At 62.4% G+C, this 15,039-nt stretch carries 17 protein-coding genes and 2 pseudogenes; 3 read left to right on the top strand and 16 right to left on the bottom strand.

Annotated elements, in window-relative coordinates; genetic code table 11:
* The first annotated feature begins 17 nt into the window (after nucleotides 1-17).
* Both QY049_RS28520 and QY049_RS28515 read left to right on the top strand, forming a co-directional pair.
* Nucleotides 18-563, top strand: a complete 546-nt coding sequence (locus tag QY049_RS28520; protein WP_301270275.1) for a carboxymuconolactone decarboxylase family protein — start codon at nucleotides 18-20, stop codon at nucleotides 561-563.
* Between the two features lie 52 nt (nucleotides 564-615).
* A pseudogene (locus tag QY049_RS28515) lies at nucleotides 616-1,534 on the top strand (NADP-dependent oxidoreductase).
* A gap of 248 nt (nucleotides 1,535-1,782) precedes the next feature.
* On the opposite strand, the pseudogene QY049_RS28510 reads toward QY049_RS28515, so the two are convergent.
* From QY049_RS28510 to QY049_RS28460, 11 genes and pseudogenes are all read right to left on the bottom strand, one after another.
* Nucleotides 1,783-2,045: pseudogene (locus QY049_RS28510) on the bottom strand (hypothetical protein).
* 127 nt (nucleotides 2,046-2,172) lie between these two features.
* A complete protein-coding gene (locus tag QY049_RS28505; protein WP_301270274.1) occupies nucleotides 2,173-2,895 on the bottom strand; it encodes an SOS response-associated peptidase in 723 nt (240 codons plus the stop codon).
* A complete protein-coding gene (locus QY049_RS28500) occupies nucleotides 2,896-3,345 on the bottom strand; it encodes a hypothetical protein (protein ID WP_301270273.1) in 450 nt (149 codons plus the stop codon). It abuts the gene before it with no gap.
* A 13-nt stretch (nucleotides 3,346-3,358) separates the two neighbouring features.
* Complete coding sequence (locus QY049_RS28495; protein ID WP_301270272.1) at nucleotides 3,359-3,733, bottom strand: hypothetical protein; 375 nt, start codon at nucleotides 3,731-3,733, stop codon at nucleotides 3,359-3,361.
* Nucleotides 3,734-3,888: 155 nt separating this feature from the next.
* Nucleotides 3,889-4,797: a 3'-5' exonuclease gene (locus QY049_RS28490; protein ID WP_301270271.1), complete on the bottom strand. Its 909-nt coding sequence runs from the start codon at nucleotides 4,795-4,797 to the stop codon at nucleotides 3,889-3,891.
* Nucleotides 4,797-6,902, bottom strand: a complete 2,106-nt coding sequence (locus QY049_RS28485; RefSeq protein WP_301270270.1) for an AAA family ATPase — start codon at nucleotides 6,900-6,902, stop codon at nucleotides 4,797-4,799. The genes QY049_RS28490 and QY049_RS28485 overlap by 1 nt, the downstream gene beginning before the upstream one ends.
* 47 nt (nucleotides 6,903-6,949) lie before the next feature.
* Nucleotides 6,950-7,732: a metallophosphoesterase gene (locus tag QY049_RS28480; protein WP_301270269.1), complete on the bottom strand. Its 783-nt coding sequence runs from the start codon at nucleotides 7,730-7,732 to the stop codon at nucleotides 6,950-6,952.
* A gap of 1 nt (nucleotide 7,733) precedes the next feature.
* Entirely contained in the window at nucleotides 7,734-8,183 is a 450-nt protein-coding gene (locus QY049_RS28475) for a hypothetical protein (RefSeq protein WP_301270268.1), read from the bottom strand.
* Nucleotides 8,184-8,354: 171 nt separating this feature from the next.
* Nucleotides 8,355-8,801, bottom strand: a complete 447-nt coding sequence (locus QY049_RS28470; protein ID WP_301270267.1) for a hypothetical protein — start codon at nucleotides 8,799-8,801, stop codon at nucleotides 8,355-8,357.
* Nucleotides 8,802-8,980: 179 nt separating this feature from the next.
* Nucleotides 8,981-9,553, bottom strand: coding sequence for a hypothetical protein (locus tag QY049_RS28465; RefSeq protein ID WP_301270266.1), 573 nt, complete (start codon nucleotides 9,551-9,553; stop codon nucleotides 8,981-8,983).
* A gap of 13 nt (nucleotides 9,554-9,566) precedes the next feature.
* Nucleotides 9,567-9,887: a hypothetical protein gene (locus QY049_RS28460; RefSeq protein WP_301270265.1), complete on the bottom strand. Its 321-nt coding sequence runs from the start codon at nucleotides 9,885-9,887 to the stop codon at nucleotides 9,567-9,569.
* Between the two features lie 83 nt (nucleotides 9,888-9,970).
* On the opposite strand from QY049_RS28460, the gene QY049_RS28455 reads away from it, so the two are divergent.
* A complete protein-coding gene (locus QY049_RS28455; RefSeq protein ID WP_301270264.1) occupies nucleotides 9,971-10,258 on the top strand; it encodes a helix-turn-helix domain-containing protein in 288 nt (95 codons plus the stop codon).
* Nucleotides 10,259-10,312: 54 nt separating this feature from the next.
* On the opposite strand, the gene QY049_RS28450 is transcribed toward QY049_RS28455, so the two are convergent.
* The 5 genes from QY049_RS28450 to QY049_RS28430 form a co-directional block, all read right to left on the bottom strand.
* Nucleotides 10,313-11,236 (bottom strand): hypothetical protein, encoded by a 924-nt coding sequence (locus tag QY049_RS28450; protein WP_301270263.1) that lies wholly within the window; start codon nucleotides 11,234-11,236, stop codon nucleotides 10,313-10,315.
* Nucleotides 11,237-11,331: 95 nt separating this feature from the next.
* A complete protein-coding gene (locus QY049_RS28445) occupies nucleotides 11,332-11,547 on the bottom strand; it encodes a hypothetical protein (protein ID WP_301270262.1) in 216 nt (71 codons plus the stop codon).
* 22 nt (nucleotides 11,548-11,569) lie between these two features.
* Nucleotides 11,570-11,935 (bottom strand): hypothetical protein, encoded by a 366-nt coding sequence (locus tag QY049_RS28440; RefSeq protein ID WP_301270261.1) that lies wholly within the window; start codon nucleotides 11,933-11,935, stop codon nucleotides 11,570-11,572.
* Nucleotides 11,936-12,200: 265 nt separating this feature from the next.
* The gene (locus QY049_RS28435; protein WP_301270260.1) at nucleotides 12,201-13,055 is read right to left on the bottom strand and encodes a hypothetical protein; all 855 of its coding nucleotides are present in this window, start codon (nucleotides 13,053-13,055) and stop codon (nucleotides 12,201-12,203) included.
* Between the two features lie 707 nt (nucleotides 13,056-13,762).
* Nucleotides 13,763-14,839: an OpgC domain-containing protein gene (locus tag QY049_RS28430; protein WP_301270259.1), complete on the bottom strand. Its 1,077-nt coding sequence runs from the start codon at nucleotides 14,837-14,839 to the stop codon at nucleotides 13,763-13,765.
* Nucleotides 14,840-15,039 lie beyond the last annotated feature (200 nt).

Raw genomic sequence — 15,039 nt, 5'->3', positions numbered from 1 at the left:
GTTCAAGGAGAAATACCATGGCCAGAGCTGCTGCTCTGAAGCCGGAACACGTGCCGGCCGATTCGAAACCGACCCTCGATGCCTTCACCAAGAACGTCGGATTCACGCCAAATATGATGGCGACCTTCGCGCAAAGCCCGATCGCGTTCAACGCATGGGCCGCTTTGCTCGGCTCGTTGAGTAAGGCGCTCGACGTCAAGACGCGCGACAGCATCGGCCTTGCGGTCTCCGAGGTGAACGGCTGCAACTACTGCCTGACGGTGCACAGCTTCACGGCGGAGCGCATGGCCAAGCTGCCCGCCGAGGACATCATTCTCGCTCGAAAGGGTCCAGCGAGAGACCCGAAGCGGGATGCCGCTGTCCAGTTTGCACGCAAGGTCGCCGAGAGCCGTGGCCACGTCACGGATGTCGATCTGCAGATCGTCCGCGACGCGGGCTACACGGATGCGAACATCATGGAGATCGTCGCGCTTGTGGCCATGTACTCGCTGACCAACTTCTTCAACAACGTGTTCCAGCCCGACAGGGACTTCCCCGCGGTGGCACCTGCCGGAACGATCTGAGCACGGTCGGGAAGTTGGGAATCTGAAAATACCACAGATAATGGAGACGAAGATGAAAGCGCTTATTGTGACGGACCAAACTGCCGGCTTTGCCGGGATGAAGCTGGTGGAACGGCCCGAACCTCAAGCAGGGATAAACGACGTTGTCGTAGAGGTTCACGCTTCGGGATTCGTTCCGACGGAATTGGAATGGCCCTCGACGTGGACCGATCGCCGCGACCAGAACCGAACTCCGTCGATCCCTGGGCACGAATTCGCCGGGATCGTCACGGCGCTTGGCTACGGCACGACGGGACTGTCGGTGGGACAGCGCGTATTCGGCCTTGCCGATTGGTACCGCGATGGCTCGCTCGCTGAATATATTGCCATCGAAGCGCGCAATCTGGCGCCATTGCCGGGTAACGTCGATTTCAAGGTGGGCGCGAGTCTGCCGATCTCGGGCTTGACGGCATGGCAAGGGCTTTTCCAGCACGGCCGTCTTCAGGGAGGCCAGAGCGTGCTTGCGCATGGCGCGGCCGGCGCGGTCGGCTCTATGGTCGTTCAACTCGCGCGAGAGGCTGGTGCCTATGTCATTGGAACAGGACGTGCGGCCGACCGGCAGAAAGCGCTCGACTTCGGCGCGAATGAATTCGTCGACCTGGAGAACGAGGCGCTCAAAGATGTCGGTGGGGTCGATCTCGCATTCGACGTCATCGGCGGCGACATCCAGAAGCAGTCTGCAGCACTTGTTAGAGCCGGAGGCACGCTGGTGAGTGTCGTCGGCCCGGCGGAGGCCCGGCCGCGGGACGGGTTGGCCATCGACTTCGTCGTAGAGGCCGATCGTGGCCAGTTGAGCGAGATCGTCCAGCGGGTGCGGGACGGACGACTGCGGACAAACATCGGAAAGGTCTCCTCCCTGGACGAGGCGCTCGCCCACCTTCAACTCCGCCCAGCGACGTCAAGGTAAGACGATCATTCAGGTCCACCCCTAAGAGCTGGGTCAGGACAAGGCTTACGTTCTCCCAGCGAGCGTGGCTCCGCTTGGATCCTGGCGATTGTCTTGCCACGCATCCGGGCGAAGTATGTGAGTGTCATTTGGGTGGGCGTGGCCGGCGGACAGAGCTGCCAGGTGAGGTACGAATAGAATAGGACCGGCCGTTCTGCGTCGGCGACGAAGAAGGCGGTCAAGAAGGCCAACTTGCGCGAGCGTCAAAAAGGTCTCTGCAGTTGAAGGGACAGACTATTCGGGCGGGCACTCCGGGCAGTCGTCGCCGATCGAATCCAGAAATCGCGCACCTCGGCCGCGGCTTCGTCCGGAGAGACGCCGGGTGGTTGATCCTGCCGAGCGATCTCGAAGGCCCGCTCGCAAGCGTGCGGGTAGGTCCGATCCTTTGCCCAGCCGCTCTCCTCGCATTCGTGAATCGCGCCGGCTTCCTGCAGCACGCTGATCGCCCAGCCGCGCAGCGTGCGGATCGCCGGCCGTCGTTCCTTCGTCATCAGCATCGAGATCGCTCCTGCCTGGACGAATCCTCGGCCCGCCAGCTCGTTCCGGGCGGTTAGCACGGGTCAGGGATTCGCAATCGGCAGGGCTAGGGTTTGTCCACGTGTTCCGCAGCGCCTGTGCAGAACACTATGCGGCGGGCGCGGGGTCCTCCTTCACGCCGCGGGCCACGATCTTCAGCGTCCCGTCCGGCAAGGGCCTCTGCAGCCGCAGCGCCTCGTCTGGCGGCGCGGCCATCCAGGTCTCGACCTCCTCGGGCGTAGTCAGGATCACCGGCATCGCCTTCGAGTGGATGGCACCGACCTCCGCGTTCGGCTCCGTCGTCAGGAACGCGTAAAGGTCGTTGGTGCTCTCGCCTTCCTTGACCTTCCTGACCGAGGTCCAGTTGGTCCAAATGCCGGCGAAGCAGAGCAGCGGGCGGGTCTCGTCGAGCGCAAACCAGATGTCGCCGCCCTCGGCCTTATTGAACTCGCTGAAGCTGTTGAACGGGACCACGCAGCGGTGTTCCGGCCCCAGCCAGCGCGTCCAGTGCTTGCTCTTCACGTTGCGGATGTTGGTGGTGCCGCCGTCGGGCTCCATCCGGAGCAGCTCCTTGAAGTCGACGGTCTTGCCTTTTGCCTGCAGTTTCTCGGCGCGTTTCTTCGTGGCCTGCAGGAGGGCTTGGCTCGACGACGGCATGCCCCAGCGCGCGGTCGCGAGCTCCCGGCCATCGGCCCCATTGCGCACGATCGGCGCCTTGTAGTCGGGAAAGACGCCGGGCATCGGCGCCAGGTTGCCGACGTAGCGGTTGACGACGCGGAACAGCGCGCTGATGGCGGCTTGGTTGGTGGTGATCGAGTAGAGGTTACACATTCAGGCTTCCGGATCCGGATGGCGGGATCGCTGCGAGAGCTGTAGCAGCGTCGCCGGCGGTCTGCGACCGGCCTTCGCGCACTTGCTGCAGCGAAGTCGGCTCGCCAAGTCATGGACGAAGGTTGTCGGCGGATGGGACAGCGCGGCCAAGTCGACGTCCCGCTTGGTCTTGCAGCGCGAGCATTCGATTTCGATCCATGGGTAGCCGCCGTTGACGGCTTGGTCGATCGTCGGAGACGGATTTATCGGCTCGCCGTCCGCCCACATGCGCTCGTTCCAGCTTTCGCACAGCAGCTTGTCCGCGATGCGGATCAGCGCTTCTCCCCTTGCCCGGGCCTCGGCCGATTGGGCGGCGAGGATCGCCGTCATCGCGCGGGCCCTCCCCAATTCCTTGTTGAGCGCCTTTCGGTCGCCTCCGGAGAGTGGTGTCGGATGATGCTTGGGCCCCATGGCGGTCCGCCCGCTAGACGTCGTACGACGGCCAGCAGCCGTCCTCCTCATGGCGGCCCGTGCGCTGCGTGCACGTATTGTCCAGCAGGCGCTGGCCGACCTCTGCCCAGATCGCATCCGGACCGTACAGCCTGAGGGCGTCGACCTTCTGAACCTCAAGCGTTCGGCCACAGCGTCGGCAGGCCATGCGCAGCAGGTGCCGCTGGATGCCGGCCAGTCGCTGCGTCCGGACCGAAGGCTCTGGCGGGGCGTGGTCGGCGGAAACGTCAGCCAGGATGGCTTGCCAGTATTCCGGCGGCAGGTCGTCACATGGAGCCAAGGAGCGCGCCGGCGGGCCGTTCTTAGCGACGCGAGCGGCCATCTTTTCCATCTGCTTAGGGTTAGGCATTCGCCAGCTCGCGGGTCGATCCGTCATTCTCCTATAGAACATAACAAGAACAATAGAGTCGAGGACTCGCTGAAAATATTTCCATAAGATGGTTCGCGACTTGCCCATGTCCCGGAACATGGGGGCTGTTTGGGGGCGGTAACCTCAGTCGGCGTTCACTCAGCTCTCAGCGAGTAACGCTCGTACGCCGTGAGCAGCCGCGCGTGGATCGCGGGGGCCGGTTGACGGTAGATTTCGGCGCGGAGGAACTCGCATTCCGCCTCGAACGATTCTTCTTCGGTTTCCGTGCACCAAGCGCCTCGGGCGACGCCTTTGCCCCCTTCCCACCGATAGCCTCTCTCCTTGAGGGTTTCTTTCGAAACAAATGGGGTGCGTTCTGCGCGAATCCGCCAGCGTGGGCGGCGGGCCGACTCCAGAAGGACGCCGAGAGCAGTCCGTCCGGTCCGGGGCAGCGGCCTGGACAGCACATCCAGCACGGCCTCGCAATCGTGCAGCGCGCGATGGCCGTCGAAGAAGCGACCGTGGCCTGCGGCGAGAGCCGAGAGGCGCGCGCTTTCGAAACCCTCGGAAACCCAATCGATTTCGCGGACAGAGCAAGCCCATGGCTTTGTCGCGAACGACGGAACGATCCGTTCGCAGAAACGGCGATCGAACGCCGCATTGTGAGCAATCACCAGAGCAGCATCCGCGATAAATTCATCGACGGAGGAGCATTCGATGCTCCTCCCGGCGACCATTTCGTCGGTGATGCCAGTCAGCCTGGTGACGTCCGGCGAAATCGGTCGACCTGGATCGCGCAGTTGATCGAACGAATTGGCAGGTGAAACGAACGAGCCGTCGGTCGAATATTGGAAAGCGAGCATCGCCAATTCGATGATCTCGTCGCTCACAGAATCCAGACCGGTCGTCTCGACGTCCACGATCACGCCGCGCCGCATCGGCGTCCCTTCGGGTGGAAGGGCGGGTCTGCCTGGACGCAATCGCCTGAGGATCCGATACTCGCCGCTGCTCTCGAGAACCGCCGCGAGCTTCTCCAGGTCTTGGAGCTCTGCTGACTCCGGCATCACCAGGGGGGGCTCCCAGCGTCGTCCGCGTCGAGGATATCTCCCTCGTCGACGCCCGTGCGGGCAAGGATCTTCTCGATCTCTTCGCCCGAGAGGAAGGTCTTCTCGATGAGCGCATCGGCGACGGCCAAGACGTGGTTCCGACGCCGATCGACGATCTCACAGGCCCGCGCCTGGAGTCGCTGCAGCCTCTCGTCGACGCGGCGCCGGAGAGACGCATCGTGGCGTAGCTCTTCGACGGCAGCGTCGGCGTCGCCGACGAAGACCAAGCCGCCACTCGCGCCCAATCCAAGGGAGAGCTCCATGCTCGCGACGAGGCGCGTCGCGAGCGACAGATCGGACCGGCCGCTTCCGCCGGCACCTGCCGAGGGAGCGCCCAGCAGCACGATTTCGGCGGCACGCCCGGCCAGAATGCCGACAACCTCCATCTCGATCGACCGGCGCGTGGCGAGATCGCTCGTAGCCGGGTCGACCCTGGTCACGCCGCCGGCGCCGTGACGACCTCCGATCCTCACCCATCTGACCTTGCCGACGCCGGCATCGATGGCGACGACGACGTGCCCGGCCTCGTGAAAAGCGATGCGCCTGAGCTTTGTCGGGGGAATGGTGACGGGCGGCAGAATGGCGCGCATGAGATCCTCGGCAGAGAGATCGCGTGCGGCGCTCCTCGCCGTGCGGCGCGCGCTTCTCACCATCTCCATGATCTCCGCCGGCGTGGCACCATCCAGCTTTTCCGCCGCCTCACGCAGATCCCGTTCTGGCAGACCGTCGCGCACATGAAAGCGCAGGATGTTGAGGATGCCCTCCGGACCCGGGGCCGGGATCTCGATGGCGCGCTCAAGCCGGCCAGGCCGCAAGATGGCCGGATCCACCGCCTCGATCCGATTGGTCGCGCCTATCACGACCACGCCTTCGCGCCGCGCGCTAGTGGCATCGTCAAGGAGCAACATAAAGTCCTCGATGATGGGCATCCACCAATCGCGGTTTCGGGGGCTCAACGATTCTCTCGACGGCAGGCCGTCGATCTCATCGAGGAAAAGGATGCTCGGCGCCGCAGCGACCGCCTTGGCGAAAAGCTCGCGCTGGGCCTTGATCACACCGTCGAGATATCCGGAACTAGTGGCGAAAAGCTCGCCGACGCTACCGGCGATGAGCGTCGATTCGCATGCACGGGCGATGCTTCGTGCGAGAACGCTCTTGCCCATGCCGGGGCCCGAATGGAAAACCGCTCCCCGGTCCACTGCGCTCCACGGCAAGTTGCCGGCGCGGTACTCACGCATGTCGCGCGCCAGAGCCATGGCCCAGTCGCGTGCGGCGCCATATTCGACGGCCGTATCGAGCAGCGGCGCGTCCTCGGCGCCGGTTTGTCGGACGAGCGTCTTTGCCGCGGAGGACAAACGAACTTTGACGTCTTGCTCGGTGCTGCCGCGTCTCATGGCCGCGACCACGTCTTCGAGGTCGAGGCCAAGGAGATCCCGCTGCTCGACCGGCAGCGCGCGGCCATAGATCTTCCGGATCGCCTCCTCGACGACCTTGGGCTCGAACTTCAGGGCCAGGCGGAAATCTGCGGCGCCGATGAGCGTCGAAGGAAGAACCTTTTCGGGAGCGACCGCGATGCCGACCACCGACGCTCCAGCCGAGAGGGCGGTGGCGGCTTCCGTGTTGCCGGAGGATGGCTGGTGGCCTCTGCGGTCAGACCCGTCGCGGGCGAAGCACGTCCACTTCCGACCAAACGGACGCCTCGCGAAAAGATCGCGCAGTGGCGTAATCCAGGCCGTCGACGGAACCGAGATCACGAGGGCCCGAGAGGCCGGCGCCTTCAGGGCTTCTTCAATGGGCGACCTGAGCGCGGCGGCCAGCGCGGCGGCCACCAGCGTCTCGCGCGGCGTGAAAGATTCGGGAATGGTGTCTTCGACCGAAGGCGCGTCGTCATCGTCGCCAGGATGGTCGTCGGAATCGTGTTCGCTTTCCAGACGTTCACGCTCAGTCGCACTCGACTTAGCCAAGCCGGAGAAGCCTCCAACCTTGTTCGGCTCCTTTTGCTCGTCGTCCGCGCTCATTGCGGCGAGCTCATGCGTGGTCGGTTTATGCGGAAGGATGGTCATTAATCGGCTTTCGGGCGTGACTCTGCAGTGATGGATTTGAGTTCTGTCTACGGTGGCGGCAGATCGACGACGCAGGCCGGATTGAACGACCTGTTCTCGCCAGGGTAGCCCGCGGGATTGCTGAGGAGGCGCGTGCGGCCTCGCATGAGGTCCACGGCATGGTGGGTGTGGCCAGTCACGATCAGATCGGGCTGGAATCGATCGATCATCGGCGTCATATCGGACGCATAGGCAGCCGTGACGATGCTGTCGCGGAATGCCGGCGAGACAGCTTCCAACATCATCGCGTGGTGCGAGATGCAGACGGTGGGGCCGTCATGCGGCTTGGCCAGCTCCGTGTCGAGAAAGGATCGGGACTGGTGGTGGAGGATGCGCGCCTCAGCGGGACGAAACCGTTGCCAAGGATTCCGCGACCACCTGATACGGCGATGGTCGAGCATGGTGTCGGCTGCCGTATGCATGGCGGCTTGGCGCAGGCGGGCTCCGAACAGCTCGTAGTCGGTCCAGAGGGTGCAGCCGAGAAGGCGAACGCCCCTCCAGATCACGACGGAGTTCTCCAGCAGGTGGACGCCGTGACGTTCGGCCGCCACACGGCCCATCTCCCAATGCTCCTTGAATCCAAGGCGCTTCGACCAGAGTTCGTGGTTGCCCGCGACCATGACCACCTGCGTCGGCGCCGGATAGGCGCGACGCAGACACTCGACGGCCTCGGCCAGCCCCTCGCACGTGTCACCGGCGACAAGAACCATGTCGACGCCTTCCGCCAGCGGCGGCGCTCGGCCGCTACCGGGGTGGTCGAGGTGCAGATCGTTCATGATCTGGAGCCTCATCTCAGGCCTCCAGCCCGGCGCGCGCGAGGAGCGGCCGCATGGCGCGCACGGTCCAGGAGGTGGCGAGGCGCTTCTGACGGGTAGTCGCCTTCGGCAACCGCCTGAGCACCCAGGCGATCACGAGGCACGACGCGGCGTCGCCCTCGCACGCGCAGATGACCAAGGCGGTCATGCAGATGTCGAACTTCAGGGTGTGGGAGTTGTCGACCCCCATCGCCAGCACGATGGCGATGGCGGCGGAGGCGTCGCCCGAGACCGCCTCGCGCCAGCGGGGCTCGGCGAGCATCGCGACGTTGGTGACGGCGGCCTTCATCTGGCCCAGGGAGGGCGAGTGGAAGTTGTCGGCCCTCGTGCTGCGCCACCAGCGCAACGCCCTGAAGGACATCTCGTCCATCGAGCGGAAATCGGGGGTGGCGGTGTTCTCGTGGGAGGTCTTACGCTGCGTACTCACTCTACTCTCCTTCGATGATCATCGAGATTTCGATCGTCTCGATGTGATTTATCACATAGCACATTTCGACGAGATTGGTAGCAGGAAGTTACCGAAGTTGCGACCATGCTTGTTAGTTGGTTAAGGGAAACGTTCGAGCTTTAGCTGACGGCATCGGCAACGACGCACCGCTCAATCGGGTGCTTCAATCGCCGTGCGATCGGCCATCATGGCGGATGCGCGGAGCGCCCATGAATATGCCAGTTCCTCCTTCGCGCGGATCCCCTTCGTACGGTTGATTACGCTCGCGACGACAACGCACGCGGTGGGGTTACCCTCATGTGCGCAGATGACCAGCGCGGTCATCGCGAGGTTGAGTTTCGATTGTCCCAGTCCCGTGGGATCGATTGACAGCGCGAGATTGAACGCACTGGCGGCGTCGCCCGCGACGGCTTTCCGCCAGCGCGGTTCGTGGAGCATCTCGATGTTGGCGATCGTACCGCGCATGACGTCGATCGCCGAGGAGTGGAAGTCGGACGCCGGTACCGAACGCCACCAGATCAGCGGCAACGATTTCGGCACGCCGGTCTTGGGTTTGTTGCCGCGCGCGCTGCGACGTGGCGTGCTGCCAGCGTTCATGTCTTCTCTCTCCAGATGCTCATAAAGACGTTTGGCGTCTACGACGCCGAATTTAGGGTGGTGGAGAGCTCTACTGAGCTCTCCACCGGTCGGGAGAGGGGTCTCTGCTCTCCGCCTCGCCACGCCACGCCGGGCCGTGCCACTAGCTCGCCGGGCCACGCCCCACCCGTGGGTGTCCGCTACTCGATGATCTCCACCGAGAAGTTGCCGTTGATCGGGCGCCAGTCGCCCAGACCCTTCATGAAGCCAGCCACGACGAAGAGATCGTGGATCTCCTCGCGGTCGAAGATCGTCGGGAAGTACAGTGCCGTGAACTCGGCGCTCCAGTCGTTGAAGACCGGCCGTGTGCGCATCGTTCGCGAGCCCTTCACCCTTACGCCGACGCGCAGCCTGAACTTCTTGTTCTCCCAGAGCTCGTCGAGATCGGCGGGGCCGTCATAGACCAGCGGAGCGTGGTGCTCGACGATCATGCCGACCTTTGCATCGTCGCCGCGCCGCCGCGTCTTGGCCGCGGCGACGAAGGTGGCCATCAACGCCTCCGCCGGAATGCAGGGAGAGCCGTCGTCCAACCACAATCCGCCGTTCCATTCGACGCGCCCGATCTCTTCGTGATCGGCTTCGGTCTTGGACCGCTTCTTGGTGAGCCTCGTCAGGTCCTTCGTGATCGGATCGAGCGGATCGGCCAAGCGACCGCAATGCATGACGAGACGTTTCGTGCCGGTGATGCGAAGCCGGATGCTTTCGGCGTGCATGATTCCGGTTCTCCTACTTCCAGGTGGGATCGATAAGGGAAATGCGTGGGTCGCGAAGAGCGGGCACGTCGGCCCGACGGGGACGGCGCCGCCGGTAACCGCGCCGCCGAAGGAAGCTGGTCACCTCCTCATGGCACTCGCGGCAGATGGCCAGCAATTCGCCACGCTCTTCGCAGCCGAGATGGATGTACGTGGCGTGATGTGCCTCGATCGGCGACGCTTCCGTTCCCGGACGGAAACAGATGCGGCAGCGGTATTCGGCTTCCTCCAGTTCCGCCACGCGGACCGGCGAGGTCCGCCACTTCTCGCTCACAATGTAGTACCAGTAATTCATCCGTACGCATTCCTCATTATGTGATAAGTCACATAGCATACAGGGACGGGCTTTGGTAGCACCTTGTTACAGAAATATTCAGAATGGTTAACCGCGCCGCGAAGGACGAGTTGAGCGAAGAACTTCTCACCCCAACTCTCATCAGAGCGGCGCGGGCGCTGCTGGGATACGATCAGGAAGCGCTGGCCGAACGGCTCGGCATCTCCCGCAAGACGCTCGCGCTCATAGAAACGATGAAGGCCGGTCCTGTCGATCCGAGACGACGTCGGGTGCTCGAACAGATGAAGGCGACGATGGAAAACGAGATGCTCGTCGAGTTTATCTTCGCGAGCAAATCGACAGGCGAGGGGGTCAGATTGCGACGCCGGTAATATGCCCCGCGAGGAGACGGCGAGTTGCAGCACATCCTCCTGACCGCCACGTTCTCATGGCTGCATTCCCAGCTTTGCAAGCGCGGCATCCTCGGTCCATCGGTCGAGTACCTTGCGGGCGTCGGCCAAGGCTTCCTCATAGCGCTCGCGCAAAACTTCTTCATGAGAAACGAAAGCTCGCAGCATTCCCAGGTCCGACCGCAGCGTCGTTCGCGCTTTGGGCGCATCCCAAGAGAACTGTGGCATTAGCGCTTTGAAGCTGGTCCCCGCGATATAACGAAGATTCTGAGCGGCGGCTCTCACGCAGAATTTCGCAGCATTGCCCGGAACGTGGTCGGAGAGGGCGACGATCTTGGAGCAGACCTTGGAAAAATGTCCTAGCTCGTCGATCGCTTCCATCGCCAAGGAGAACTCGCCAAGCCCGAATGCCAGCGACTCGCGTCCGCAGGCGATTCGCTGATCGCGATCAGGACCGCAGGTGAGGAAGCCATTGCCGTGCGGCTGATCCTTGTATACGCGATCTAGGCACGAGTGGCCGACGACTAGGTCGAACTTGTAGCTATCGTCCCAGACGGCATACCAGATCGGATCCCCCGCGCTGACGAACACCCGATTCGCGCAGAAGATGATCGCTGCGGCATCGCGCTCGGCCTGTTTGGCTTGCCGTTCGCGATGGGAATCGTCAGTCTCTTTCGGGACATGCTCTTCCAGGAATTTCTGGAGCGACGGGGCATTGGATACGGAGTAGGTGCGCCGCATCGGATCCAGGAGCGCGCTTGCCCGTTTCCAATTCGCCTTCGCCATCGACACGAATGCCGCAGGCGTGAGCGGCTTATCGTTGTCGTAGACAGGCCACCACAGTGCGCCCCCGAACGATCTCACCTCGCAAGTGCGGAGGAGTCCAGGCAGCGTGGTGCGGATGCGGTACACGACCGGAGCTTCGGCCGGGCTAAGCTCGACGATCTCGACGGGCTGCATGTCCGAAACATACCCGCGCCACCAACGTCGCCTTCCGCGAGGTCGGTATCTGATGCGGTATGTGAAGTGATATTCGAGAGGCGGATATTTTTTGCTCAAGCGACGATCCCTCCGTTCGCCTGCGCAGCTTTCCGGCATACGGCCTTCGCCGCTTCCATCAGGCCGCGCGCGCGCCGGACGCGCCAGGGCGGCGCACCGGTTACCGCGATCATGTCTTTCGCCCTAAGCCGTCTTCGGGGCACGTAGAATTCCACACTAGGGACGCGAAATTCGATCTGCTCTTTCATGCCTCCACCTTCGCGGATGTTCATCCTGCCAAGCCCGTTGCCACCGTCAGTTCGGTTTGGTGCCGAACAAGGAGGGCGAGGCCGTTAGCTCAAGACGGTTCTCCAGCCACGCAATCGTGCGGCTCTTGACGCCCCGATTTTCCTCTTCGAACACTATCAGCGCGGAGATGGGGAACTTGATCCATCCGCCCACAGAATCTGCCTTGATCGAATAGCGCACCCTGGCGATCATGATTTCAGTCGACGCGAGCGTACCCACCGTGCTCTTCGGGGCTTCGACCAGGTCTCCGATGAGCCGCCTGAAAGCGGCGTCGAACAGCGGCGTGACGAGCTCATCGAAGCGCGGGTGATCGACATCGTGTCCGCACGCGATCATTTCCAAGGAGATCTTGTTGTGCTTGAGATCCTTCATCGTCGCCGGCTCGTAGCGAACGTCCGGGTGGCCGGTCGGGCCGCATCGCGCGTCGCGTTCGCGCTCCGTCGCGAAGGCCTCGAATCGGTAGTGGTCGAATGCGAGCGCCAGCCGATGCCGGGGGTTTCCAGCGTCAAGTCGGTTCGGGCCCTCAACTTCGCGAGATCCGGGCTGTCCGCCCGGAAGGTCGGCTGCGTGTAGAAGAGGTCGGGGTTCGGTCTTTCCATGTTATCCTCGTCGTTCCGTGCGATGCTGTAATGGCCGGTCATGCGTTGCGCTTTGCGCGCGCCGCTTTGCGCTTTTCCTTGGCTGCCTTCGCGACCGCGACGTCGAAGTTGGTGCGCCGACGGCGCTTGTGCGGCACCGGCGGCCCATCGAAGGCGGCAAGCTCGTAGCGCGGGTATTTCTCGATCTCCTTGGACATCGTCAGCATCCAGGGGTCGCCGTAGTCGTTGCCCGAATTGGCATCTTTCGGCCGATGGCCGGTGATGAAGCCTTCCACTTCGCGGTCCATTCCCACGTGGCGTGCCATGCTCTTGAAGACGTGTCGCCAGCCGTGATTCGGCTTGACGTCGTACGGAATGCCGAGGCCATGGACCCAATCCCCGATGCGCTCGGCGACCTTGTGGAATTGCGGATGCCTCACCGTTCCACCGCGACGACGTTCGGGGTCGTAGAACAAGGGCTTGTTCAGCTTCCGTCGTTCCTCCACGTATTCCAGGAATGTCTGACCGAACCGCTGGTCGATGACGTGGGAGTGGATCGGAACGGCGCGCCACTGGCTGGTCTTCTCCAATGACGGCTTGATGATCATGCACCAGATCCCGTAGCCGCGAGGGCGGATGTCATCCGGGTAGAGGCTGGTGAGTTCGTTGACACGTGCGCCGCTGTAGGCGCAGAGCCACGGCAACCAGCGGCGGGCCGCGGCCATCTCGACCGAAATGAAATCGCTGGGAGCGACGAGGGTGGCCGTCAGGATCTTCTTGGCTTCCTCCAGCGTGAAGCCCTTGCGCGGCGGCTCCTTTTGCTCCTTCTCCTTTTCGGCGTTCTCGGAGGCGTCCGCGTCGCGGACGCGGATACCGAGGAACGGATTCTGCTCGAGCTTCCGCCGCTCGACCATGAAGCCGGCGGTGGCGGAAAGAGCCGCGATGAAGACCTTGCGGATGCTCTCGCGGGGAACGTCTTTTCCGATCAGATGGTCGACCCAGTCGTAGCCGTGGGTCGTCTTGATCCGCTTCAGATCCCGATGGCCGATAAAATCGCAGAATTACTTCACCTTCTTCCGCCAGCCAACTGCTTTGGCGGTGCGCATCATTTGGGTACATTGTCGCAGGCGTCAAACGAGCCAAGGCGAACTCTGTCAAAATGCCAAGGACTCGTAGGGGTAATCGAAACTCAACCGATTGCATTCAATCGGTAATGTTTTTTTGCGGCGCCATGGTTAACCTGTCGTGCGGCCTGCAACATTATTGCGGACCGAATGACATCCTAGGCCTTGGTCAGAGGCCCGGCGGCCTCAGCGAGTTATCGGCCCATCGTTGGGCGACGGGTTTTTCAAGCGGATCGACATCGCAATTCGTGCAAATGTAGCGATCGCGGCCGAACCCAGCGTCGTCCGATACGCGCTCCACGGGCTTGCCACCCTCCGGACAATCCCTTCGTACTTCGTCGACATCTGAACCATCCCTGCGGTTCGAGGCGGCGTTCACGGCGCTCGCGCCTGCGCTTCGCACGATTGGCAAGCTGCCGCAGTGGAGGAACGTCCGTTGCGAACACCATTGCGGCTGTAGTCTCCTTTACCACTGGCGGAGCGGGCATCGAGGTTGACTAGAACAGCGGTGAACCCCGCCGGTCGAGCTTGGCCTCCCATGTGAGAAGGTTGGCAATCGTAATCATGAACGCGATACCAAACGCGCTGACTGCGGCCTGTATTGGCAGCCCGTCGGAGACCCGGTTCAATATGACGAATGCAATAAACGAAGCGAGTACGCTGAAACAAAAGACAGATAGCGAGTTTTCGCCACAGCGGATCAGCGCCTTCGTCCAGGGCCCCGGTGGACGGTGCCCGGCCGGCGGAACGAAACGCGTCAACAAAACCACGATTGCCAAGAAGTGGATGAGCCGAGCCGGATCCAAATGACTCTTATAGATTGGATAGAGCCAGTCTTCGATCATTTGCGGGATCAGCCACTTGAAGGCATCCACACGCCAACTCAAGACGACAATGAGGCTGAACAGAACGTAAGCGGCGGCGAGCGGTATCGCGGCTCGGTGTCGCACGAAGCCAGCGAACTGCGGGGCGCATGGGCCGGCGGAGCAAGCGCCGACGACAAACAAGATCTGCCAAGCGAATGGATTGAAATAGAGTTCACCAGTCGGCCAGGCAGGCATGTGCCAGTTATACAGCTGCACCATCAAGTAGAGCATGAATGATGCAGAGAGTGCGATTACTGCATTACGGGCAATAAGCCACAGCACGAGCGGAAATGCGAGATGCAGGATGACGAACGTGGGCAGGATATCAGTGTTGACGGGAGCGTACTGCAGAGCCAGGAGACGGATGAGAACTGTCCCTGGATCATCGAAAAAGTGCCTTGTGTTCGTTTCGTCCAGATAAGAGCCGCTTTGCCAGACCAGGGTGAGATAGATGATGACCAGTAGTAGAAACGCAACGTAAATTTCGAAGCTGCGTCGCAAGCTGCTTGCGATGACGGTTGGCCAACCTCGACTTCGCAGCGTGCTGCCATATGAGACCATGCACGTATAGCCCGACACGAAAACAAATACTTCGGATGCATCGCTAAATCCGTAGTTGCGAATGGTCAACCAGTCGAAGACGTTGCCAGGGATGTGGTCGATAAAAACAAACCAGAGCGCCAGCCCACGACAAGCGTCGAGCCGCACGTCACGATCGTCGCCAGATATCTCTGACCTCTCCGGAGGTTTTATCAAAGCAATCTGCAAAATTCGAAGCCGCCGCGCCGTGTACCTTGCTGTAGAGGGAACCGGTCCGCACGCGGTACGAAAGCGCTCGATGGCCGGACGAGTCTTGATCTAGAGCAAAGTGGCAGCCGCTCCAGGTCGTGCGGCATGTCACATACCGG

Origin of the sequence: Bradyrhizobium sp. WYCCWR 13022, from assembly GCF_030435535.1 — a bacterium.
Lineage (GTDB): Bacteria > Pseudomonadota > Alphaproteobacteria > Rhizobiales > Xanthobacteraceae > Bradyrhizobium.
The sequence above is the reverse complement of the archived record's forward strand: the minus strand, read 5'-3'. Positions and strand labels throughout refer to the sequence as shown.

Excerpts from the sequence above, each read along its gene's own strand:
- QY049_RS28465 (WP_301270266.1), bottom strand. The coding sequence starts at position 9,553 with ATGCACGCCGAAAGCATCCGGCTTCGCATCACCGGCACGAAACGTCTC.
- QY049_RS28435 (WP_301270260.1), bottom strand. The coding sequence starts at position 13,055 with ATGGTCGAGCGGCGGAAGCTCGAGCAGAATCCGTTCCTCGGTATCCGC.
- QY049_RS28495 (WP_301270272.1), bottom strand. The coding sequence starts at position 3,733 with ATGCCTAACCCTAAGCAGATGGAAAAGATGGCCGCTCGCGTCGCTAAG.
- QY049_RS28440 (WP_301270261.1), bottom strand. The coding sequence starts at position 11,935 with ATGAAGGATCTCAAGCACAACAAGATCTCCTTGGAAATGATCGCGTGC.
- QY049_RS28470 (WP_301270267.1), bottom strand. The coding sequence starts at position 8,801 with ATGAACGCTGGCAGCACGCCACGTCGCAGCGCGCGCGGCAACAAACCC.
- QY049_RS28445 (WP_301270262.1), bottom strand. The coding sequence starts at position 11,547 with ATGAACATCCGCGAAGGTGGAGGCATGAAAGAGCAGATCGAATTTCGC.
- QY049_RS28490 (WP_301270271.1), bottom strand. The coding sequence starts at position 4,797 with ATGCCGGAGTCAGCAGAGCTCCAAGACCTGGAGAAGCTCGCGGCGGTT.
- QY049_RS28500 (WP_301270273.1), bottom strand. The coding sequence starts at position 3,345 with ATGGGGCCCAAGCATCATCCGACACCACTCTCCGGAGGCGACCGAAAG.
- QY049_RS28505 (WP_301270274.1), bottom strand. The coding sequence starts at position 2,895 with ATGTGTAACCTCTACTCGATCACCACCAACCAAGCCGCCATCAGCGCG.
- QY049_RS28455 (WP_301270264.1), top strand. The coding sequence starts at position 9,971 with ATGGTTAACCGCGCCGCGAAGGACGAGTTGAGCGAAGAACTTCTCACC.
- QY049_RS28485 (WP_301270270.1), bottom strand. The coding sequence starts at position 6,902 with ATGACCATCCTTCCGCATAAACCGACCACGCATGAGCTCGCCGCAATG.
- QY049_RS28520 (WP_301270275.1), top strand. The coding sequence starts at position 18 with ATGGCCAGAGCTGCTGCTCTGAAGCCGGAACACGTGCCGGCCGATTCG.
- QY049_RS28450 (WP_301270263.1), bottom strand. The coding sequence starts at position 11,236 with ATGCAGCCCGTCGAGATCGTCGAGCTTAGCCCGGCCGAAGCTCCGGTC.
- QY049_RS28460 (WP_301270265.1), bottom strand. The coding sequence starts at position 9,887 with ATGAATTACTGGTACTACATTGTGAGCGAGAAGTGGCGGACCTCGCCG.
- QY049_RS28480 (WP_301270269.1), bottom strand. The coding sequence starts at position 7,732 with ATGAGGCTCCAGATCATGAACGATCTGCACCTCGACCACCCCGGTAGC.